At 67.6% G+C, this 22,376-nt stretch carries 15 protein-coding genes; 13 read left to right on the top strand and 2 right to left on the bottom strand.

All coding sequences use genetic code 11. The annotated features are described in order from the left end of the window. Positions 1 to 59: 59 nt before the first annotated feature. The 7 genes from ASC87_RS08020 to ASC87_RS07990 all read left to right on the top strand — a co-directional run bounded on the left by ASC87_RS08020 (position 60) and on the right by ASC87_RS07990 (position 7,800). Complete coding sequence (locus ASC87_RS08020) at positions 60 to 824, top strand: ABC transporter ATP-binding protein (RefSeq protein WP_056659373.1); 765 nt, start codon at positions 60 to 62, stop codon at positions 822 to 824. A 1-nt stretch (position 825) separates the two neighbouring features. Then, positions 826 to 1,527, top strand: coding sequence for an ABC transporter ATP-binding protein (locus tag ASC87_RS08015; protein ID WP_056659370.1), 702 nt, complete (start codon positions 826 to 828; stop codon positions 1,525 to 1,527). 49 nt (positions 1,528 to 1,576) lie between these two features. After that, complete coding sequence (locus ASC87_RS08010) at positions 1,577 to 2,797, top strand: ABC transporter substrate-binding protein (RefSeq protein ID WP_056659367.1); 1,221 nt, start codon at positions 1,577 to 1,579, stop codon at positions 2,795 to 2,797. Between the two features lie 74 nt (positions 2,798 to 2,871). Next, the gene (locus tag ASC87_RS08005; protein WP_056659365.1) at positions 2,872 to 3,759 is read left to right on the top strand and encodes a branched-chain amino acid ABC transporter permease; all 888 of its coding nucleotides are present in this window, start codon (positions 2,872 to 2,874) and stop codon (positions 3,757 to 3,759) included. A 46-nt stretch (positions 3,760 to 3,805) separates the two neighbouring features. Next, positions 3,806 to 4,756: a branched-chain amino acid ABC transporter permease gene (locus tag ASC87_RS08000; protein WP_056659549.1), complete on the top strand. Its 951-nt coding sequence runs from the start codon at positions 3,806 to 3,808 to the stop codon at positions 4,754 to 4,756. Between the two features lie 248 nt (positions 4,757 to 5,004). Then, entirely contained in the window at positions 5,005 to 6,105 is a 1,101-nt protein-coding gene (locus ASC87_RS07995; RefSeq protein WP_056659362.1) for an asparaginase, read from the top strand. A gap of 117 nt (positions 6,106 to 6,222) precedes the next feature. Next, on the top strand, positions 6,223 to 7,800 hold the full coding sequence (locus ASC87_RS07990) for a polysaccharide lyase family 1 protein (RefSeq protein ID WP_157603903.1): 1,578 nt from the start codon (positions 6,223 to 6,225) through the stop codon (positions 7,798 to 7,800). A gap of 252 nt (positions 7,801 to 8,052) precedes the next feature. On the opposite strand, the gene ASC87_RS07985 is transcribed toward ASC87_RS07990, so the two are convergent. Beyond that, positions 8,053 to 9,339, bottom strand: coding sequence for a Glu/Leu/Phe/Val dehydrogenase (locus ASC87_RS07985; RefSeq protein ID WP_056659356.1), 1,287 nt, complete (start codon positions 9,337 to 9,339; stop codon positions 8,053 to 8,055). A 337-nt stretch (positions 9,340 to 9,676) separates the two neighbouring features. Between ASC87_RS07985 and ASC87_RS07980 the strand changes: the two genes are divergently transcribed. From ASC87_RS07980 to malE, 3 genes are all read left to right on the top strand, one after another. Beyond that, a complete protein-coding gene (locus ASC87_RS07980) occupies positions 9,677 to 10,810 on the top strand; it encodes an ABC transporter substrate-binding protein (protein WP_056659353.1) in 1,134 nt (377 codons plus the stop codon). A 201-nt stretch (positions 10,811 to 11,011) separates the two neighbouring features. Beyond that, a complete protein-coding gene (locus tag ASC87_RS07975) occupies positions 11,012 to 14,248 on the top strand; it encodes an alpha-1,6-glucosidase domain-containing protein (RefSeq protein ID WP_056659350.1) in 3,237 nt (1,078 codons plus the stop codon). 85 nt (positions 14,249 to 14,333) lie between these two features. Then, positions 14,334 to 15,644 (top strand): maltose/maltodextrin ABC transporter substrate-binding protein MalE, encoded by a 1,311-nt coding sequence (gene malE / locus ASC87_RS07970; protein ID WP_082568474.1) that lies wholly within the window; start codon positions 14,334 to 14,336, stop codon positions 15,642 to 15,644. Positions 15,645 to 15,764: 120 nt separating this feature from the next. Here the strand turns inward: malE and ASC87_RS07965 are convergent, their stop codons facing one another. Further along, positions 15,765 to 16,826, bottom strand: coding sequence for a DUF748 domain-containing protein (locus ASC87_RS07965; protein ID WP_157603902.1), 1,062 nt, complete (start codon positions 16,824 to 16,826; stop codon positions 15,765 to 15,767). A gap of 65 nt (positions 16,827 to 16,891) precedes the next feature. Between ASC87_RS07965 and ASC87_RS07960 the strand changes: the two genes are divergently transcribed. From ASC87_RS07960 to ASC87_RS07950, 3 genes are all read left to right on the top strand, one after another. Next, on the top strand, positions 16,892 to 19,177 hold the full coding sequence (locus ASC87_RS07960; protein ID WP_056659344.1) for an ATP-binding protein: 2,286 nt from the start codon (positions 16,892 to 16,894) through the stop codon (positions 19,175 to 19,177). 31 nt (positions 19,178 to 19,208) lie between these two features. Further along, positions 19,209 to 21,446 (top strand): glycoside hydrolase family 3 N-terminal domain-containing protein, encoded by a 2,238-nt coding sequence (locus tag ASC87_RS07955; protein ID WP_056659341.1) that lies wholly within the window; start codon positions 19,209 to 19,211, stop codon positions 21,444 to 21,446. An 81-nt stretch (positions 21,447 to 21,527) separates the two neighbouring features. Continuing rightward, positions 21,528 to 22,259: a triacylglycerol lipase gene (locus tag ASC87_RS07950; RefSeq protein WP_056659338.1), complete on the top strand. Its 732-nt coding sequence runs from the start codon at positions 21,528 to 21,530 to the stop codon at positions 22,257 to 22,259. Positions 22,260 to 22,376 lie beyond the last annotated feature (117 nt).

Below are 22,376 nucleotides of genomic sequence, written 5' to 3'. Positions count from 1 at the left end.
CGTCCACCGCCGGCCACTGCCCGGCGTCCTGCCACCTGTTGCTGAGTGAGAAAGATCCGATGGACACCATTCTCGAAACCCGGGGCCTCACGAAGGAGTTCAAGGGCTTCGTCGCGGTCAACCAGGTCGACCTGAAGGTGCAGCGCGGCCACATCCACGCGCTGATCGGCCCCAACGGCGCCGGCAAGACCACCTGCTTCAACCTGCTGACCAAGTTCCTGATCCCCACCCGCGGGCACATCCTCTTCAACGGGGCCGACATCACCAACGAGTCCTCGGCCCACATCGCGCGGCGCGGCGTGATCCGCTCGTTCCAGATCTCGGCGGTGTTCCCGCACCTCACGGTGCTCGAGAACGTGCGCATCGCGCTGCAGCGCAAGCTCGGCACGTCGTTCCACTTCTGGCGCTCCGAACGCAGCCTCGAGCCGCTGAATGCACGCGCCCTCGAACTGCTGCGCGCGGTGGACCTCGAAGGGTATGCCGCGCTGCCCACCGTGGAGCTGAGCTACGGCCGCAAGCGGGCGCTCGAGATCGCCACCACGCTCGCGATGGACCCCGAGCTGATGCTGCTCGATGAACCCACCCAGGGCATGGGCCTCGAAGACGTCGACCGCATCCGCCAGCTGATCAAGAAGGTGTCGGCCAACCGCACCGTGCTGATGGTGGAACACAACATGAGCGTGGTCTCCAGCATCGCCGACACCATCACCGTGCTGCAGCGCGGAGCCACGCTGGCCGAGGGGCCGTACGCCGAGGTGTCGAAGAACCCCGCCGTGATGGAAGCGTACATGGGCAGCGCCGACGCCCAACTGAAGGGACACTGAGATGGCCGCATTCCTCGAGATCCGCAACCTGGAAGCCTGGTACGGCGAATCGCACGTGCTGCACGGCGTCGACCTCGACGTCCAGGAAGGCGAGGTCGTCACGCTGCTCGGCCGCAACGGTGCCGGGCGCACCAGCACCATGCGCGCCATCATGGGCCTGGTGGGTGCCCGCAAGGGATCGGTCAAGGTGCGTGGCACCGAAACCATCGGCCTCGCCCCCCACCGCATCGCCCGCCTGGGCCTCGGCTACTGCCCCGAGGAACGCGGCATTTTCTCGAGCCTGTCGGCCGAGGAAAACCTGATGCTGCCGCCGGTGCTGTCGCAGGGCGGCATGGCGGTGTCCGAGATCTACGAGATGTTCCCGAACCTGAAGGAGCGCGCCAGCAGCCAGGGCACGCGCCTGTCCGGCGGTGAACAGCAGATGCTCGCGGTCGCACGCATCCTGCGCACCGGCGCACGGCTGCTGCTGCTCGACGAGATCTCCGAGGGCCTCGCCCCGGTCATCGTGCAGAAGCTCGCACTGATGATCACCACGCTGCGCAAGAAGGGCTACACGATCCTGATGGTCGAGCAGAACTTCCGCTTCGCCGCACCGCTCGCCGACCGCTTCCTCGTGATGGAACACGGCCGCATCCAGCAGGCCTTCACGCAAGCCGAATTGCCGTCCAGGCTCGACAGCCTCCACGAATACCTCGGCGTCTGACCGGCGCCGCTTGCTCCCCGCTCTGCCTCATCCACCAGGAGAAACAGTGATGACCTTCAACAAACTGACCCGCATCGCCTCGGCCTGTGCCGTTGCCGCGACCACGGCCTTGGCGGCAGGTGGTGCCCAGGCCCAGATCTCGGGCGACGTGATCCGCATCGGCATCATCACCGACATGTCGGGCCTGTATTCCGACATCGACGGGCCTGGCGGCGTCGAAGCCATCCGCATGGCCGTGGCCGATGCCGGTGGCAACATCAACGGCAAGAAGATCGAGGTGGTGTTCGCCGACCACCAGAACAAGCCCGACGTGGCCGCCTCCAAGGCCCGCGAATGGTTCGACCAGCAAGGCCTCGACCTGCTGATCGGCGGCACCAACACGGGCGCCAGCCTGGCCATGGCCGGGGTGGCCGCTGAAAAGAAGAAGCCGTTCATCGCCGTGGGCGCCGGCGGATCGGCGCTCACGAACGAACGCTGCTCGCCCTACACCGTGCACTGGGCCTACGACACCGTCGCGCTGGCCAAGGGCACCGGCGGCGCGGTCGTGAAGGCCGGTGGCAAGAGCTGGTACTTCCTGACGGCCGACTACGCATTCGGCGCCGCACTGCAGAACGACACCGCCACGGTGGTGAAGGCGTCCGGCGGCACCGTCGCCGGTTCGGTGCGCCACCCGCTGTCCGCGAGCGATTTCTCGTCGTTCCTGCTGCAGGCGCAGGCGAGCAAGGCCGAGATCCTCGGCCTCGCGAACGCCGGCGGCGACACCATCAACGCCGTCAAGGCCGCCAACGAGTTCGGCATCACCAAGAAGATGAAACTCGCCGGCCTGCTGATGTTCATCAACGACGTGCACTCGCTCGGCCTGAAGGCCACGCAGGGCATGTACCTGACCGACAGCTGGTACTGGAACCAGAACGCCGAAACGCGCGCCTGGAGCCGCAAGTTCTTCGACAAGTTCAAGCGCATGCCGTCGTCGTTGCAGGCCGCCGACTACTCCGTCGCCGCCAGCTACCTGAAGGCCGTGAAGGCCGCCGGCTCGGACGACGGCGACAAGGTGCTCGCGCAACTCCGCAAGACGCCCGTCAACGACATCTTCGCCAAGAACGGCACCATCCGTCCCGACGGCCGCATGGTGCACGACATGTACCTGATGCAGGTCAAGACGCCCGAGCAGTCCAAGGAACCCTGGGACTACTACAACGTCGTCGAGACCATCAAGGGCGAGGCGGCGTGGACCACCAAGGCCGAATCGAAGTGCGAACTCTGGAAGTGATCCGCTGACCCGCTGGCGCATGGCCCCAACCGGGCCGTGCGCCGCGGCCTTCTCCCATTCTTCCCGGCGCGCCCATGGACGACATCTTCGGCATTCCCGTGCAGGCCTTCCTGGGGCAATTGCTCCTCGGCCTCGTCAACGGTTCCTTCTACGCCATGCTGAGCCTCGGCCTGGCGGTGATCTTCGGCCTGCTCGGCATCGTGAACTTCGCGCACGGCGCGCTGTACATGATCGGCGCGTACGTCGCCTGGCTGAGCTTCGAGAAATTCGGACTCAACTACTGGGCCGCGCTGGTGCTGTCGCCGCTGGTCGTGGGCGCCCTCGGGGTGCTCATCGAACGCACGCTGCTGCGCCACCTCTACAAACTCGACCCGCTCTACGGCCTGCTGCTCACGTTCGGCCTCGCGCTCATCGCCGAAGGGGTGTTCCGCGAACAGTTTGGCGTATCGGGCCAGCAGTACGCGGTGCCCGAACTGCTGCAGGGCGCCACCGACCTCGGGTTCATGGTGCTGCCCAACTACCGCGCGTGGGTGGTCGTGGCGTCGTTGTCCGTGTGCCTCGGCACCTGGTTCCTCGTCGAAAAGACCCGCCTCGGCTCCACGCTGCGCGCCGGCACTGAAAACCCGGCACTCGTGCAGGCGTTCGGCATCAACGTGCCGGTGATGGTCACCCTCACCTATGCCGCCGGGGCCGCGCTGGCCGCCCTCGCCGGTGTGCTCGCCGCGCCGGTGATCCAGATCACCCCGCTGATGGGCTCGAACCTGATCATCGTCGTGTTCGCGGTGGTCGTGATCGGCGGCATGGGCTCCATCCTCGGATCCATCCTGACCGGTGTGGTGCTCGGCGTGATCGAGGGCCTCACCAAGGTGTTCTATCCGGAGGCGTCGAGCATCGTCGTCTTTGTCATCATGGCCATCGTGCTGATGATTCGCCCGGCCGGCCTCTTCGGCAAGGAAAAATGACATGACGCAAGCCACCGCCTCCTCCGCCCCCAAGCCGCCGCCCGCCATGAAATCCAGCCTGTCGATGTTCACCGGACCCCGCATGTGGGCAGCCGTGTTCGTGCTGCTGCTCGTGGCACCCTTCATCGGGTTGTACCCGGTGTTCATGATGAAGGCGCTGTGCTTCGCGATCTTCGCGTGTGCCTTCAACCTGCTGCTCGGCTACACCGGCCTGCTCTCGTTCGGCCACGCCGCGTTCATGGGCGCGGCGGCGTACGCCACGGGCTGGCTCGTGCGCACCGCCGGGTGGAGCCCCGAGCTGGGACTGCTCGCCGGCCTCGCCGTGGGGGCCGCGCTGGGGCTGGTGGTGGGCCTCATCGCCATCCGGCGCCAGGGCATCTACTTCGCGATGATCACGCTCGCGATGGCGCAGATGGTGTATTTTGTGTGCCTGCAGGCACCGTTCACCGGTGGCGAGGATGGCTTGCAGGGGGTTCCCCGCGGCAAGCTCTTCGGGCTCATCCCGCTCGGCAGCGACCTGACCATGTACTTCTTCGTGCTGGCGGTGTTCGCAGCGGTGTTCCTGGCCATCGTGCGCATCGTCCACTCGCCCTACGGCCAGGTGCTCAAGGCCATCCGTGAAAACGAGCCGCGTGCCGTGTCCCTGGGCTACGACGTGGATCGCTACAAGCTGCTCGCCTTCGTGCTCTCCACCGCCATCGCCGGCCTGGCCGGTTCGTTGAAGACCCTGGTGCTCGGCTTCGCCACCTTGTCCGACGTGCACTGGTCACTCTCGGGTGAAGTGGTGCTGATGACCCTGCTCGGGGGCATGGGCACGTTCGCGGGGCCCGTGATCGGTGCATTTTCGATCATCGGCCTTCAGAACTTCCTCGCCGACCGGGTGGGCTCGTGGATCAACGTCATCATCGGCGGCATCTTCGTCGTCTGCGTGATCGCCTTCCGCAAGGGCATCGTCGGCGAGTTGCTGGCGTGGCAGGAACGGCGCAAGGGACGTTGAGACCCCCTGCCGCGCACCCGCGGCTCGGGTGGTGCGGTGCCTGGGAAGGCAGACCCCGGACGCCGGGGCCGCGAGGGGAGTCCTGGCGTCACCGAGTCCTCGGCGCTCGCCACGCGAGTTCCGCTCGGCGGTAGCGCCTGCACAAAGATGGGTAGGGCTGGCGCGCACCTGAACAGTGCGGCAAACGCTTAGTGGCACGGGGGTTGCATCCGAGCACACTTCACTTCCCTTGTTCTGGAGCCTTCTGTATGAATTTGATGATGCCTCTGCTGCGCCGTTCGGTGAGCAGCCTGTTGATGGTGGCGGCGATCTCGCCGTTCACCGCATGCGCCCAGACCCCCGCCGCACCGGTTGCCACCAAGAAACCCGTCGTGGTGGTCGTTGCCACTGGCGGCACCATCGCCGGTGCCGGCGCGTCGTCGGCCAACAGCGCCACGTACCAGGCCGCCAAGGTGCCCGTCGACAAGCTGATCGCCGGCCTGCCCGAACTGGCCGACGTGGCGGAGGTCCGCGGCCAGCAGGCCTTCCAGATCGCCTCGGAGAGCTTCACCAACGAAAAACTCGTGGCCCTCGGCAAGCAGGTGTCCGCGCTCGTGAAGGACCCGTCGGTCAACGGGGTGGTCATCACCCACGGCACCGACACGCTCGAGGAAACGTCCTTTTTCCTGAACCTCGTGATCCGTTCGGACAAACCGATCGTCGTGGTGGGCTCCATGCGCCCGGGCACCGCACTGTCGGCCGACGGCGCGCTGAACCTCTACGACGCCGTCTCGCTGGCCGCCTCGCCGTCCGCACGTGGCAAGGGTGTGCTCGTGATGATGAACGACGACATCCTGTCGGGCCGTGACGTGGCCAAGCGTGTCAACATCAAGACCAACGCATTCGGCAGCCAGTGGGGCCCGCTGGGCATGATGGTGGAGCGCCGCGCGTACTGGTTCCGTGCGCCGGTGAAGCGCCAGACGACCAAGTCCGAGTTCGACATCGACACCATCACCACCCTGCCCGAGGTCGCCATCGTCTACGGCTCGGGCAACATGGGCACCCTCGGTGTCGAGGCCGCCACCAAGGCTGGCGTGAAGGCCATCGTGCACGCCGGCACCGGCAACGGCTCGGTGCCCGACTACGGGGTCGAAGGCCTGAAGGCTGCCCGTGCCGCCGGCATCCAGATCATCCGGTCGTCGCGCATTGCCGATGGTTTCGTGCTGCGCAACTCCGAGCAGCCTGACGACAAGTACGACTGGGTCGTGGCCCATGACCTGAACCCGCAGAAGGCCAAGATCCTCGCAGCCCTCGCGCTGACCAAGGCCACCTCGTCGGCCGACCTGCAGCGCATGTTCTGGGAATACTGAGCGACAGAACAGCCCGCATCCCGCGGGCTTGACGAAAAGGGCGGCCGACAGGCCGCCCTTTTCTACTTGGGTGAGGCCAGAAGTGGGGCGAGTGACGCGCTACGAGCAACGCAGATCGTGCAATCGTCGCTCGTCATCGGCGGCTTCGTGCTGCCCGACTGGGTTGTGGCACAACGCCCGAATCGGCAGAAAGCCTGCCATCAGTCGACATTGGTGTCAATCCCTTACAAATTGAGGAGATCGTCGTCAGCGCTCCATCATGACGGACCATGCGCCGCTACATACGATGGCGAATTCACATTCCGGCACCAGCGCATGAGACAACTCCTTCAGTCATCTTCGCGGCCTCCCGCGCTCGTACGCTTCGGCCAGTTGGCGGTTGCGGGGGCGGCGCTGGTCATGCTTTCCGCCTGCGGCGGTGGTACGGCAGAGAATGTGTCGGCTCAATCTCAATCGGCGACTGCCGGCGAACCGGAACAAGCGTCTGAAGTCGATCTCGCCCAAACCCCGGATGATGAATCCGAGTCGTCTTTCAAGAGCACGCTCGCCGTGGTCAAGGCCAGCAACAAGCCCATCGGCTTTGCGGCCGGTGTCACGGGTGGCGCCGGAGGCGAGGTAGTTCGCGTCAGGACCGCCAAGGATCTCGAGTATCAGCTCTGCCGGACCAGATGGGTTGGATGCACGGACAACGAGCCGCGCGTGATCGAGATCGACTCCACCATCGACATGGTCGCCGACAAGCCACTTCTTTATGCGAATGGGTGCACGGACGCGAAGCCGGCCACCTGCTCGCGTCCCTACAAGCCAGAGGTGATGCTGATTGTCAGCGAGAACGAGGCGCACCGCTGTGCGGGCAACCCCACCACGAAACGCTATTCATACAAGGATTCGACCGGCCTGCTGGTGGGTTCGAACAAGACCATCGTCGGGGTGGGAAGCAAGGCTGGGGTCAAAGGACTCGGTTTCAAACTGGACAAAGGCGTCCAGAACATCATCATCCGGAACCTGTCGATCACGGACATCAACTACGGGCAGGTCTTCGGCGGTGATGCCATCACGATATGGGGGGCATCCGGCGTCTGGATCGACCACAACTACTTTGCTCGAATCGGCCGCCAGATGATCGTGACCGGCTTTGGAGACGTCGACAAGGTGACCCTCTCGAACAACGAATTCGACGGTCGCACCGAGTATCGTTGTGACGGCAGCCACTACTGGAACTTCCTGCTGACGGCTCCGACGGGTCGTGTGACGATGGCCGGCAACTGGATCCACGACTTCTCCGGTCGTGCGCCGAGCTTGGGCGGCAACGCCTTCTATCACTTCGCCAACAACCTGTTCGAACGGACGCCCTCGAATGGGCATGCATTCGAGATCGGTCATGGCCCGGAAGAAAAACTCAACACACTCATCGAGGGCAATTACTTCAAGAGCGTGAACGCCCCCGTGGGGGGGCCGTCCCCATTCTTTGGCCTGTGGAAGCAAACCGCTGCAACACGCGCTCTATGCACTGACGCCCTGGGACGACTGTGCAGTGGCAACATTGCCGACCCGATGCCACAGCCCGATGCAATGCGCCAGGATTCGGCTGCCCTCGCAGCCGCGAAGAAGATCAGGAGTGGCATGGCCAAGCCTTACTCCGCGTCCAGCGTCGAACAGTCGGTGAGGGCCAATGCAGGCGTGGGGAAAATCTAGGCCAGTCGCGTGAAGTTGTAGACCTCGTCTGGCCCTGCATGCGCCAGCCGCCCACAGGCTGGCGCAATGCAGTTGCCAGGGGAATTGCTTGGACGAGCACACGGGGCAAGAGCCCATGTGCTGACCAAGCACCGGCGAGCGGAAGCGCTCCTTCAGAAAAGAGCTCTCGCGGTCTGGCTGGCCGCGCGTTGCTGGCAGAACAGCGTGGCGCAGTGCCCCCGTCAGGGAACCAGACCGGCGCGATGCCGGGGCCTACGGATACAGCCCCCGCTCTTCGCGGGCAATGAGAATGCGCTCGCAAGCCACCGCGAATGTCCCGGTCCGCAACGTCACCTTGTGCCGGTCCGCTGTCTCCCAGATGTTGTTCAACGCATCGACCATGATCTTGTCGAGCCGCACGTTGATCTCGTCTTCGGTCCAGAAGAAGCTGCTGAAGTCCTGCACCCACTCGAAGTAGCTGACGGTCACGCCGCCGGCGTTGCAGATCACGTCGGGCACCACGAGGATGTCGCGGTCACGGAACACGTCGTCGGCCTCGGGCAGCGTGGGGCCGTTGGCGCCTTCGAGCACCAGCTTCGCGTTGATGCGGCGCGCGCGGGCCGGGGTGATCTGGCCTTCCAGCGCGGCGGGGATCAGGATGTCGCAGTCGACGTCCCAGAAGGCCTCGTTGTCCACCCGCTGGCCCTTCGGATGGCCAGCCACGCCCCCTTCACGTTTCACCAGTTCGAGCGTGGACTTGATGTCGAAGCCCTCGTTGTTGACGACCGTGCCGGTGTGGTCCTGCATGGCCACGAGCTTGCCGCCCGCCTGCACGAACAGCTCGGCCGCCGTGCCGCCCACGTTGCCCATGCCTTGCACGGCGATGCGCGCACCCTCCAGCTTGAGGCCCAGGCGCCGGGCCGCCTCACGTCCGGTCACGAACACACCGCGGCCGGTGGCCTTGATCCGGCCGAGCGATCCACCCAGGTGGATCGGCTTGCCAGTCACCACGCCGGTGGAGGTGGAGCCGGTGTTCATCGAGTACGTGTCCATCATCCACGCCATGATCTGGCCGTTGGTGTTCACGTCGGGCGCCGGGATGTCACGCTGCGGGCCGATGATGATGCCGATCTCGCTCGTGTAGCGGCGGGTCACGCGCTCGAGTTCCTTGAGCGACAGTTCCTTCGGCTCGAGCCGGATGCCACCCTTGGCCCCGCCGAACGGCAGGCCCACGGCCGCGGTCTTGACGGTCATCCACGCCGACAGGGCCATCACTTCCTCGAGTGTGACGTCGGGGTGGTAGCGCACCCCCCCCTTGCCCGGGCCGCGCGACAGGTTGTGCTGCACCCGGTACCCCTCGAAGTGCCGCACCGAACCATCGTCCATCTCGATGGGCACATCGACGATCAGCGCCCGCTTCGGGCGCTTCAGGGTTTCGGCCCAGCGCGCATATTTGCCCAGGTAGGGCACCACACGGTCCACCTGGGACAGGTAGGTGGCCCAGGGGCTCTCGGGGGAATCACTGACGAACGACAGTGGCGTGGTGGTTTCAGGAATCATCGCGGGTCCTCGGACAGAAACATCCTCGGACGATACTGCGGCTGGCCCGCCCGTGGGTGTCCCGGGGAATTGGGACTCTCCCTCGCCTCGGGGAAATCGGGCGCCGCCCAAGCGGCCGGCCACCGCCAGCCTGTCGCCCTGCTGCTTGTGCCATGCGAGTTCATGCACGCGCCCTCCCACGCTCAGCAGCACACCTTGGGGGTCGGCGCGATTTCCGTGACAGACAGTGCGTTCGGGCCAGGGACCTACATTCAGACACTAGGGTTAACCCGTGTTTATCGCTAACATCCCGCGATTGGTGCGCGAGCGCACCGCCCGACACCCTTTTGGAGTACCGATGAACCACCCCCTGATTTCCGTTTCACGCCGATGGGCCCTCGGCCTTTGCGTGGCCGCTGCCCTGCCCGCCTGGGCTTCCGGTGAACCCATCGTGATTGGCCAGGTGGCGCCGATGACCGGCCCGCAAGGCGTCACCGGCCGTGCGATGAACGCAGGCGCCAAGCTGTACTTCGACTCGATCAACGCCAAGGGCGGCGTGCGCGGCCGTCCGATCACGCTGGTCACCCGCGACGACGCGCAGAACCCGGTGGAGACCGTGCGCCTCACGAAGGAGCTGATCGCCAGCTCGGCCCCGGTCGCGATGATCAGCACCGTGGGCACCGCGAACCTCGAGGCCCTCGTGAAGGACGGCATCCTGGCCCAACGCAAGGTGTCGATGGTGGGTGCCGTGTCCGGCGCCGCGTCCGTGGCACAAGCCGACGGCATGCACGTCGTGAAGGCCAGCTACCACGACGAAGTGGCGCGCCTGTTCACCCAGCTCAACCAGCTCGGCATCAAGAACGTGGGCCTGGTGTACCAGGACGACGGCCTGGGCAAGGACGTGCTGAAGGGCGCCGAAGAAGCCGCGAGAAAGACCGGCATCGAGCTGACCGCCAAGACGGCGTATGCGCGCAACACGATCGCGGTTGAAACGAGCGTGTCGGACATGCTCAAGGCGAAGCCCCAGGTGGTGCTGCTCGGTGCCACCACTGCCGCGGCCGTCGAATTCGTCAAGCAGTACAACACCGCCGGCGGCACCGCCACGCTGTACGGCATGTCGATCATCGACACCGAGGCGCTGCTGAAGGCCCTGGGCCCGAAGGGTGCCCGCGGCTATGCGTTCTCGGTGGTGCTGCCCCTCGCGCAGGAAACCAACCGCCCGGTGGTGCGCGAGTACCTCGCACTGCGCCAGGCCTCGAAGGACCCCAACCTGTCGGCCCGTTCCATCGAGGGCTACATCGCTGCGAAGGCGCTGGTGAAAGCCCTGGAAGGCATCTCCAACCCCACCGCGGCCACGGTGACCTCGGCCCTCGACTCGGCCCGTTCCATCGACGTGGGCGGCTACGTCCTCGACTTCACGCAGAAGAACCGCACCGGTTCGCAGTACGTCGACTTCGCGATGTTCGGTGCCGACGGCAAGATCGTGCACTGACCTTCCGGCACTTCGTGCCCGGGATGGGCACGCCATCAGGGAAAGTCCTCGCACCTGAGGACTTGACCGAATTCTTTACCGATTCAGAATCCGCAGGGCTGGATCGATAAAGCGTTCGCATGGCGACACACAGGTTCGTCCCCCTCGATCCGGCATCAACGGGGCCCTCCGGGGCCCTCGCCAAACGATCGAGGAAGACGAATGAGAAACACGACCACGTGGGGCTGGCAGCGCCACGCCTCCTTGTCCCTGGTGTCACTTGCCGCGCTGGTCGCGGCCTGCGGCGGCGGCAACGACAGCACCACCACCACCCCCGGCGGCGGCACCCTCAACGACGTGGACGCAGCGTTCTGCGACGGCGCCGATTTCCAGAAGGTGCTGCACGCGTCTTCGGCCGGCGACGCGGTCGCGGTCGGTGCGCAGGACATCAAGACGCTGCGCGTCCACTACCGCCGCACCGACGGCAACTACGCCGGCTGGGGCCTGCACCTGTGGGACTCGAACGGCATCGACACGGCCCGCCTGCCGTTCCCGGCGAGCGCCCTCGCCCAATGGAACGCCCCGGTCGCCCTGTCGTCGATGCCGAACTACACGGTGTCGGCGAACGAGGTGGTGTTCGAGGTGCCGGTGCTGAACCCGAAGGACAACGCGGCACGCACCGGCTTCACGTTCCTCGTGCACGGCATGGGTGGCACGGGCAACCCGGACACCAACGACAAGGACGGCCGCGCGAACGACATCGTCGTGCCGTACGACATCCTGAAGGTGGACGGCCAGGTCGGCGACGTCTGGCTGCTGCAGGGTGACGCCAAGCTGTACCCCACCGAGGCCGCCCTCACGCAGGTGAACCTCACGACCGCCGGGGCCTACTGGCTCGACCAGAAGCTGATCCAGTGGCCTGCCGCACCGGGCGGATCGGTCTACAAGCTCTACTACTCGAACACCGCGAAGATCGGCATCGCCAAGGGCCAGCCGGTGAGCGGCGCCGACGGTTCGATCTCGCTGGCCGCCGGCGCCACCGTGCCGGCCGCCGCGGCGGAACGCTTCAAGTACGTGGCCGCGGGCGCCGTGCTCGCGGTGGCCGATGCCGACCAGGCGACGCTCGCAAGCCACCTCGGCGACCAGCTCGTGGTGGTGGAGGAAACGGTCGACGGCAAGGCGATCAACGCCACCGAGACCCAGCTGGCCGGTGCCATCGATGACCGTTTCGCCGCGGCCACGGGGGTGACCGACCTCGGCGCCACCGTGGCGTCGGGCAGCACCACGCTGAAGGTGTGGGCCCCCACCGCGCAAAAGGTGCGCGCCTGCGTGCACGACACCGGCTCTGGCAGCGCCACGCTCGTGAAGGACCTGGTGCGAGACAACACCACCGGTGTCTGGAGCGTGGCCCATGCCGCCGACCTCACCGGCAAGTACTACACCTACCTCGTGGACGTGTACGCCCGCGGCACCGGAGTCGTCCGCAACCGCGTGACCGACCCCTACGCCGTGAGCCTGACCACCGACTCGAAGCGCACCTACATCGCCGACCTGTCGAGCGCCACGCTGAAGCCCACGGGCTGGGATGCGTCCACCGCCCCCGTGCTGGCGTCGCAGGAGGACATGTCGATCTACGAGTTGCACGTGCGTGACTTCTCGATCAACGACAGCACGGTGCCCGAAGCCCGCCGCGGCAAGTACCTCGCGTTCGCCGAGACCGCCTCGAACGGCATGAACCACCTGAAGGCGCTGGCCCAGGCCGGCCTGACCGACGTGCACCTGCTGCCGGTGTACGACATCGGCAGCGTCCCGGAGACGGGTTGCAAGGTGCCGGCCATCACCGCCGGCGCGAGCGACTCCACCGCCCCACGCGACGCCGTCGAGGCCGACGCCGACACCGACTGCTTCAACTGGGGCTACGACCCGTACCACTACACCGCGCCCGAAGGCAGCTACGCGAGCGACGCTGCCGACGGGGCCAGGCGCATCGTCGAGTTCCGCCAGATGGTGGCCGCGTTGCATGCCGCCGGCCTGCGCGTGGGCATGGACGTGGTCTACAACCACACGTTCCGCCACGGCCAGAACGAGAAGTCCGTGCTCGACCGCATCGTGCCGGGCTACTACCACCGCCTGAATGCCGAGGGCAACGTGGAGGAGTCCACCTGCTGCAGCAACACCGCGACCGAAAACGCGATGATGGGCAAGCTGATGATCGACTCGGTCAAGACCTGGGCCACCCAGTACAAGATCGACTCGTTCCGCTTCGACCTGATGGGCCACCAGCCCCGCAGCGTGATGGAACAGCTGAAGACCGCGGTGGACACCGCCGCCGGCCGCAACGTGTTCCTGATCGGCGAGGGCTGGAACTTCGGCGAGGTGGCGAACGGCGCGCGCTTCACGCAGGCCTCGCAGCTGTCCCTGAACGGTTCCGGCATCGCGACGTTCAGCGACCGTGCCCGCGACCGCATCCGCGGTGGCGGCTGCTGCGACGACGGCGCGAACTTCCGCCAGCAAGGTTTCGTGACCGGCCTGTTCTACGACCAGAACGAAACAGCCAGCGGCCACACCGCCGCCCAGCTGCTCGAGGCGGCCGACGTGATCCGCGTGGGCCTCTCCGGTTCGCTGCGTTCGTTCGCCTTCGAGACGGCAGACGGCACGGTGCGCAAGGGCGAGGAGATCCTCTACGGATCCGACCCCGCCGGTTACGCGAGCCAGCCGGGCGAGGTGGTGAACTACTACGAGAACCACGACAACCGCACGTTCTGGGACGGCCTGGCCGCCAAGATGCCGAAGGCCACGACGCTGGACGACCGGGTGCGCGCGCAGACCCTCGCCGCCGCGATCAACAGCTTCAGCCAGGGCATCGCCTACTTCCATGCCGGAGCCGACGTGCTGCGTTCGAAGTCGATGGACAACAACAGCTTCAACTCGGGCGACTGGTTCAACCGCCTCGACTGGTCGTACACGTCCAACAACTTCGGCGTGGGGCTGCCGGTCAGCGGCGACGAGGCCCTGGCGCTCGACGTGCTGGCCGCGGCGAACCTGCCCGCGATGAAGCCGGCCAAGCCGCAGATCGAGGCGGCCAGTGGCATGTTCCGCGACTTGCTGAAGATCCGCCAGAGCACCCCGCTGTTCCGCCTGCGGTCGGCCGACGAGGTCAAGGCGCGCCTCGCGTTCCTCAACACCGGTGCGTCGCAGGTGCCCACCGTGCTCGCCGGCCACCTGGACGGCACCGGCTACAGCGGCGCCAACTTCAAGGAAGTGCTGTACTTCGTCAACGTCGACAAGGTGGCCCACACCCTGACGATCGCGGCCGAACAAGGCAAGCCGTACGTGCTGCACCCGGTGCACCTGACCGGCACCGACCGCCGCCCGGCGGCCGATGCGTCGTACGACGCGGCGAACGGGACCTTCACGGTGCCTCCGCGCACCGCGGTGGTCTACGTCGTCAACAACTGAACGAGCGGCGACACAGCCGACACCCTGAAGGCCCTGCCCATCCGGCGGGGCCTTTTTTTCGTTTCATCCACGGAGAGAGATTTTCATGAAGTACCCGAGCCTCACTCGCCGCGCCGCGGTGTCCACACTCCTCGGCCTGCTGCTGGCCAGCGGCGCGCACGCGGCAGACCCGGGCGTGTTGACCATCTGGATCAACAACGACAAGGGCTACAAGGGCCTGAAGAAGGTCGCCGACGACTACACCCGCCAGACCGGCACGAAGGTGCGCGTGATGCCGTTCAACGGCACGACAGGCCGCTTCGAGGACATGTCGGGCACGAAGGCCGCCGCCGACAACGATGCGCACAACACCGATGCCCCGGGCGGTTTCGAGGCGGCGATGAAGGCCGGCAAGGGGCCCGACATCTGGATCTGGCCGCACGACCGCCTGGGTGGCTGGGTCCAGGCCGGATGGCTGTCGCCGGTGGTGCCGGGCAACGAGTTCCGCCGCGACGTGGTGCAGATCGCGTGGGACGCCTTCACGCTCGGCGGCCAGGTGTGGGCCTACCCGATCGCCGTGGAGTCCGTCGCGCTGATCTACAACAAGGACCTCGTGCCGAACCCGCCGAAGACCTTCGAGGAGCTGCTGCCGCTGCACAACAAGCTCAAGGCCAAGGGCGTGCGGGCGATCGGCTGGGAAACCGCGAGCCCCTACTTCACGTGGCCGTTGATGTCGGCCGGCGGCGCATACGTGTTCCAGCGCAAGATCGACGGCACCTACGACGCCACCGACACCGGCATCAACCACCCCGGCGCCGCCGTGGGCGGCAACCTGCTGCAGCAACTCATCAAGGGCGGTGCCATCCCCGAGGGCGGCATGAGCTACGGCGACGCCGAAGAAGCGATGAAGACCGGCAAGCAGGCGATGTGGATCACCGGGCCCTGGGCATGGGAGGCGCTGGCGAAGGCCAAGGTCAACTACGGCGTGGCGATGCTGCCCACCGTGGCCGGAAAGACACCGAAGCCATTCGTGGGGGTGCTGGGGGCCATGATCACCAGCAGGTCGCCGAACAAGGACGCCGCGAACGACTTCCTGAAGAACCACCTGCTCAAGCGCGAAGGCCTGGCGCTGATGAACGCCGACAAGCCCATCGGGGTGCCGGCCTCGAAGGCGATGTTCTGGACGATGTACAGCGACGAGAAGATCCGCACGTCGATGGACACCATCTACAACGGCCGCCCGATGCCGAACAACCCGGAGATGACGCTGTTCTGGAAACACTTCAGCGCCGCGCTCGGGGACATCAACGCCGACGAGCGATCGCCGAAAGAGGCATTCGACAACGCCGCCGCGGCGATACGCAGCGCGCTGCCCGGTGCCGCCAAGGCACCGGTGAAGGGGGTGCGCAAGTCCTGAGAGGCCCCCACTGTCCGGGATAAATACCCCGTCACCCGTCACCCCGACGGACGTCGGGGCCCACGGGTCGCTGCGGGTAGCGCTTTCTCGCTGCGCGAGGCGGCCCGGCGTTCGAGAGGGTCAGTGCCCGAGCAGGCCCTTGATGACCCCGCCCACGCCGTCGACCACACCGCCGATGCTCACGCCCAGCGATTCGGCGAGGCCGGCGGCAATGCGCAGCGACAGCGTCTCGTTCAGCGAGAACTTGGGATCGTCGAGCCGGCCTTCTAGGGTGAACTTCATGTCGATGCGGCCGTCGCGGCTCAGGCTGGCCAGCACGGCCTGCCGCGGCACCCCTGCGAAGGTGCCGAACATGCCGCCACCGGCACCGAGTTCGAGGTCTTTCAGCACCAGCACACCTGGCGCGTGCAGGTGCTGGCGCGCGACCTTGGCGTCGAGGCTCAGGTCGAGCGTGCCGCGCCGCACGCCGGCTTCGCTCACCTTGAGGAGGTACGGCTCGAGCGCGATCAGGTCCACGCCGGTGAGCCGGGCGGCGATGTCGGCATCGCGCGTGGCCGGTGTGACCTGGCCCTGGATGGAAATGTCGCCATCACGCTTCGGGCCCTTGAAGACGGCCTGCAGTGCGACGGACACCGGGCGGTCGAGCGCGGGCAGCGCGATGTCTTCGAGTTCGGCATTGAGCCGTTCGAGGCGCATGCGGTGGGCGGGCTGCCGCACGCTGGCGTCGTAGAACGCCACGGTGGCGTCGACCAGCTCGATGCGGCCGATGTGCACGGGCCGGCCGGTGGCGGCCGCCGGTTTGGCCGACGGCCGCACGAGCCCCGGCACCACCTGGAGCCCGCCGTCGCGGCGGCGCAGCACGGACACGTACGCGCCCTCGACCCGCACGAGGTTCACGCGCCACGCATCGGAAAACAGGCTGGACAAGGCGGGCACCACCCGCACGCGGTCGGCACGCAGTTCGTCGTCGGCAGGCCAGCCGGGGCGTTCAGCGCGCACGCGCAGGCCGGTCAGCACGACGCCAGACCACCCCACCTCGAGCGAGTCCACCGACGCCCGCGGACCGAGCGCCTGCTCGATGCCCGCACGCAACTGGCGCACGGCCACCTGGAACACCAGGAACACCACCACGGCAACGGCCAGGACCGCCCCACCCCACATCATCGAACGAACGCGCTTCATGTTGGGCGCCATTGTCCCGCATCACGCCCGGCAGGCCAACATCCGGGGGCTTCTAGAATCAGCCCATGCGTTCCCAGGGCCCCGACACCGTGCCGATCGCTCCGCTTCCGCGGAGCCGGTCGCCATCGGTGCGCCGCCGGCTCATGCTGCTCACCCTCGGGGTGCTGCTGCCCACCAGCGGCATCTCGCTGTACGCGGCCTACACGATCCACGTCGAGGCCCGCAAGTCGCTGACGTCGGCCGCGTCCGAAACCGCCCGCGCACTGAGCCTCGTGGCCGACCGCGAGGTGGCCTACCGCGCCGGCATCCTGAAGACCCTGGCCACGTCCCCCGCCCTCGACCGTGGCGACATGCGGGCGTTCTACGAGCAGGCCAAGGCAGTGTCACCGGGTGCCGACAACGCCGTGATGCTGACCGACCTCGAAGGCCGCACGCTCATCAACACCCGTGCACCGTTCTCGCTGCTGGTGGTGCCGCCGGCCACCATCAGCGCGCCTGCCGAGCTGGGCAGGATCGACGGCCGGCCGGTCGTGTCCGACCTGTACATGTCGCCGCTCGCGAAGCAGTACAGCTTCGCGGTGTGGATCCCGGTCATCCGCGACGGCCAGGTGCGGCTGCACGTGTCCATGGGCAGCGTGGCGTCGCAATTGCAGCGCATCTTCGACCAGCAGCAGTTGCCGGCCGGCTGGACGGGCACGCTGGTCGATGCCAAGGGCCGCGTGCTCGCGCGCAGCGTCGATGCCGAGCAGCTGATCGGCCGGTCGGCCCCGCCCGACATGCTCGCGCGCATCGCCCTGGATGCCCGCGGCGTGCACGAGACCACCACGGTCGACGGCACGCCGGTGTTCACCGTGTTCAACCGCGCCCCCGACTCGGGCTGGACCGTGCTGATCGGGCTGCCTCGTGCCGAACTCACCCGCCCCGCGCTCGACGCGCTGCGCACCATGCTGCTGATCTCGGTGGCGATGTGGGGGGTCGCGGCGCTGGCGGCCATGTGGCTCGGCCGGTCGATCGCAGGGCCGGTGGCGCTACTGCAGTCGGACGCCGAGGCGCTGGGCGCCGGCAACGTGGTGCGCCCCAAGCCCACCGGGCTGGCCGAAACCGACGTGGTGCAGCAGTTGCTGGCCAACGCGAGCCGCGACCTGCGCGACGCCGAAGCCAACCTGCAGAAGCGCGTCAAGTCGGCCGTGGCCGAGGCCGAACGGGCGCAGCGTGCGGCGCTGAGCACGCAGAAGCTCGAGGCGCTCGGCCGCCTCACCGGCGGCATCGCGCACGACTTCAACAACCTGCTTCAGACCATGGCGTCCGGCGTGCAGCTGGCCGGCAAGCTGGCCACCGACCCGCGCGCGAACAAGGCGCTCGGTGCCTGCGAACGTGCCATCGGCAAGGCCGTGAAGCTCACGCGCCAGCTGATGAGCTTCGGCCGCGCCCAGCCGGGCCACCGCGAGGTGGTCGACCTGGCCCGCCAGTTCGAAGGTTTGGCCGAACTGCTGCGCGGCGCGGTGCGCGAAGGCATCACGGTCGAGCTCCACACGGAAGCCGGCACCTCCCCCGTGCTGCTCGACCCCGTGCAGCTCGAACTGGCGGTGCTCAACCTCGTGCTGAACGCCCGCGACGCGATGAAGGGGCGCGGTGGCAAGATTGCCGTCCATGCGTTCAACTGCCGCGTGCGCGACAACGAGATTCCCGGCCTCGCTGACGGGAACTACGTGGCCGTGGGGGTCACCGACACCGGCCACGGCATCGAGGCGGACCTGCTGCCCCGCGTGTTCGAACCGTTTTTCACCACCAAGCCGGTGGGCGAAGGCACCGGGCTCGGCTTGGCCCAGGTGTATGCGTTTGCCACGCAGAGCGGCGGCCTGGCCACCGTGCGCAGCGAACCCGGCCGCGGCACCACGGTGACGCTGTTCGTGCCGGCTTCCAGCCGCGCGCCCACCGTGGATGCGCCGGTGCAGCAGGCCTCGCCCGCGCACGGCCACAGCGGCACGGTGCTGCTGGTCGAGGACGACGCCCTGGTCCGTGGCCTCACCGCCCAGGCGCTCGAGGACTGCGGCTTCTCGGTGTTGGTGGCCTCGAGCGCCCCGGACGCGTTGGCCATCGCCGGCTCGCGCCAGGACATCCACGCCGTGCTGTCCGACGTGGTGATGCCCGGAGGCATGAGCGGCGTCGACCTGGTGCACGCGCTGCGCCACCAGCGCCCCGGGCTGCCGGTGATCCTCGTGAGCGGGTACGCCGCGGTGCTCGACACCAACCTGCCGGTGCGCACCATCGCCAAGCCGTATGCCATCGAGGAAGTGGCGAGGCTGCTCTCGCAGGCCATCCGCGACGCCGCGAGCCCGGGCACGGCGTAGGGCCTCCGCCGCCACCGTGAGAATCGGGCCGATGCGATTCAAGCCCCTTGCCACCCTGGCCCTCGTGGCCGCTTCCGCCGCGGCGGCCCCGCCGTCCTTCGACACCCTGATCGCGCGCATGACCGTCGAGGAGAAGGTGGGCCAGTTGAGCCTGTTCGCACCCGTCTCGGCGGGCACCGTGGGCAATCCCGCCACGCGCCAGCCCAGCGCGGCTGAACAGCGCGACGACCTCCGCGCGGGCCGCATCACCGGTTTCTTCAACGGCCAGGGGTTGGCCATCAAGCGCGAGGCCCAGCGCATCGCGGTGAACGAGTCCCGCCTCGGCATTCCGCTGCTGTTCGCGGCCGACGTGATCCATGGCTTTCGCACCGTGTTTCCGGTGCCGCTGGCCGAGGCCGCGAGCTGGGATCCGGCCCTGGCCGAACGCACCGCCCGCGCGGCAGCGGTGGAGGCCACCGCCGACGGGTTCCGCTGGACATTCGCGCCCATGGTGGACATCGCCCGTGACGCCCGCTGGGGCCGCAGCGTGGAAGGCAGCGGCGAGGACGTGTTCCTCGGCCGGCAGTTCGCCGCGGCCCGCGTGCGCGGGTTCCAGGGCACCGACCTCGCGCACGCCGACACGATGCTCGCCACCGCCAAGCACTTCGCCGCGTACGGCGCGGCCGAAGGGGGGCTCGACTACAACACGGTGGACCTCTCCGAACGCCAGCTGCGCGAGGTGTACCTGCCGCCGTTCCAGGCCGCGCTCGGCGCGGGAGGCGCGGCCGTGATGACGTCGTTCAACGACATCGCCGGCGTGCCGTCGAACGCAAACCCGTGGCTGCTCGACACCGTGCTGCGTGGCGAATGGGGTTTCGACGGCGTGGTCGTGTCCGACTACACCGCCGACGAGGAACTCATCGCGCACGGCGTGGCGGCGGACGCGCGCGATGCCACCAGGCTGTCGTTCCTCGCCGGCACCGACATCAGCATGCAGAGCGGCCTGTACCGAGACCACCTGCCGGCGCTGGTCGCCAGTGGCGAGGTGCCGATGGTCCGGCTCGACGACGCGGTGCGGCGCGTGCTGCGGATCAAGCAGCGCCTCGGCCTCTTCGATGCCCCGATGCGCGGGCTCGACGGTGCGGATCGAACCGATTGGCCCGAACACCGCGCGCTCGCACGCGAAGCCGCACAGCGGTCCATCGTGATGTTGAAGAACGACGGTGCGCTGCTGCCGCTGCCGAAGGCCGGCCAGCGCATCGCGCTGATCGGGCCGTTCGCCGGGGCCGGAGACCTTCTCGGCCCCTGGACCTTGTTCCCCGGCGCCCGCCCACCCGTGACGCTCGAGGACGGCGTGCGGGCGGCCCTCACCGACCCATCACGGCTCACCGTGGTGCGGGGCAGTGGCATCGACACTCCGCTGCGCGGCGGGCTGTCGGCCGCGGTGGCCGCAGCGCGTGCCGCCGACGTGGTGCTCCTCGCGGTGGGCGAAGGCGAGGCCATGTCGGGCGAGGCCCGCTCGCGCACCGACATCTCGCTGCCGGCAGCCCAGCAGGCGTTGGCCGAGGCCGTGGCTGCCACGGGCAAGCCGGTCGTGGTGCTGCTGCGCAACGGCCGGGCACTGGCCCTCAAGGGTGCGGTGCGCGATGCGCCCGCCTTGCTCGTCACCTGGTTCCTCGGCAGCGAAACCGGCCACGCGGTGGCCGACGTGCTGTTCGGCGACACCAGCCCGAGCGGGCGGCTTCCGGTGAGTTTCCCGCGGGAGCCCGGCCAGGTGCCGTACTACTACGCCCACCCGCCCACGGGCCGTCCCGTGCCGGCGTCGCAGCCCGACTCGTTCTACAAGGCCCGGTATCTCGACAGCCCGAACGAGGCGCTGTACCCGTTCGGCCATGGCCTCGGGTACGGCGACGTGCACTACGGCCCGCCCGTGCTGAGCCACACCCGGCTGCCCTGGAACGGCACGCTGCGGGTGACCGCCCGGGTCACGAACCGCGGCACGCGCGACACGACCGAGGTGGTGCAGCTGTACGTGCGTGACCGTGTCGCGTCGGTCACGCGGCCGGTGCGCGAGCTCAAGGGCTTCCGCCAGGTGCACCTGCCCCCCGGCGCTTCCGAATCCGTCACGTTCACGCTCACTCGGCACGACCTCGGGTTCGTGGGGAGGGACGGTCGCCCCACCGTGGAGCCGGGCGATTTCGACGTCTGGACCGCCCCATCGGCGGGTGAAGGGGCGCCGGCAAGCTTCCTGCTGGAACTGTCTACGCAGCATCACGTAGGCCAACGCTGACCCGGGAATCATCTCGACAGTGGGCGCGGAAAATCCTCGCGCGGCCTCATGATGCACCCATACTGTCCAAGAGGTTTCCCCATGTCCACCGCCGCGATGCCTTTCCCCCCGTTCCTCGGTCTGCTGGGCATCGAACCGCTGCGCGCGGCGTTCGAGTTCGCCGGCATGCACCTGATGGACCGCTCGAGCCTCCCGGCCGGCGACGGCCATCCCGTGGTTTTTTTCCCGGGCCTTGCAACCGACCAGCGTGCCATTGCGCCGCTGCGCAACTGCTGCGAGAGGCTCGGCTACAGCGTGCATGATTGGGAGCTCGGCCTGAACACCGGCCCGCAAGGGCACATCGGGGACTGGCTCGCCGGCCTGGCGGATCACGTGCAGGCGGTGTCGGACGCGCATGGGCGCCGCGCCAGCCTCGTGGGCTGGAGCCTCGGGGGTGTCTACGCCCGGGAAATCGCCAAGCTCGTGCCCGATGCCGTGCGCCAGGTGGTCACGTTGGGCACGCCTTTCGGGGGCACTGGCAACAACAGCAACGTGGGCTGGCTGTATGGTGCCCTCAACGTGCAACCCAGCGCCAGCGACATCACCTTGTCGGTTCGGCTGAGCACCACCCCCGATGTTCCCACCACGTCGGTGTACTCCCGCTCCGATGGGGTCGTGTCCTGGGAGGCCTGCATGCTGCGGGCTGGCCGCCGGGCGGAAAACATCGAGGTGGACGGCAGCCACCTGGGTTTGCCGTGGAACCCGAAGGTGATTTCGGTCGTCGCTGACCGCCTCGCCCAACCCGAAGGCGCCTGGAGCCGCTGGAAGGGCTGAGGCCCATTGATGTCCTCCCGGCGTTCGCCCACTACTGTCCGGAATAAATTGGACCGAGGTCACGTAAGTTGTTGCGAGCACTCGCTGTTTGGGATAAATCCCAGAGCGCCAACTCAA

Source organism: Rhizobacter sp. Root1221 (assembly GCF_001425785.1).
Lineage (GTDB): Bacteria > Pseudomonadota > Gammaproteobacteria > Burkholderiales > Burkholderiaceae_C > Rhizobacter.
The sequence above is the reverse complement of the archived record's forward strand: the minus strand, read 5'-3'. Positions and strand labels throughout refer to the sequence as shown.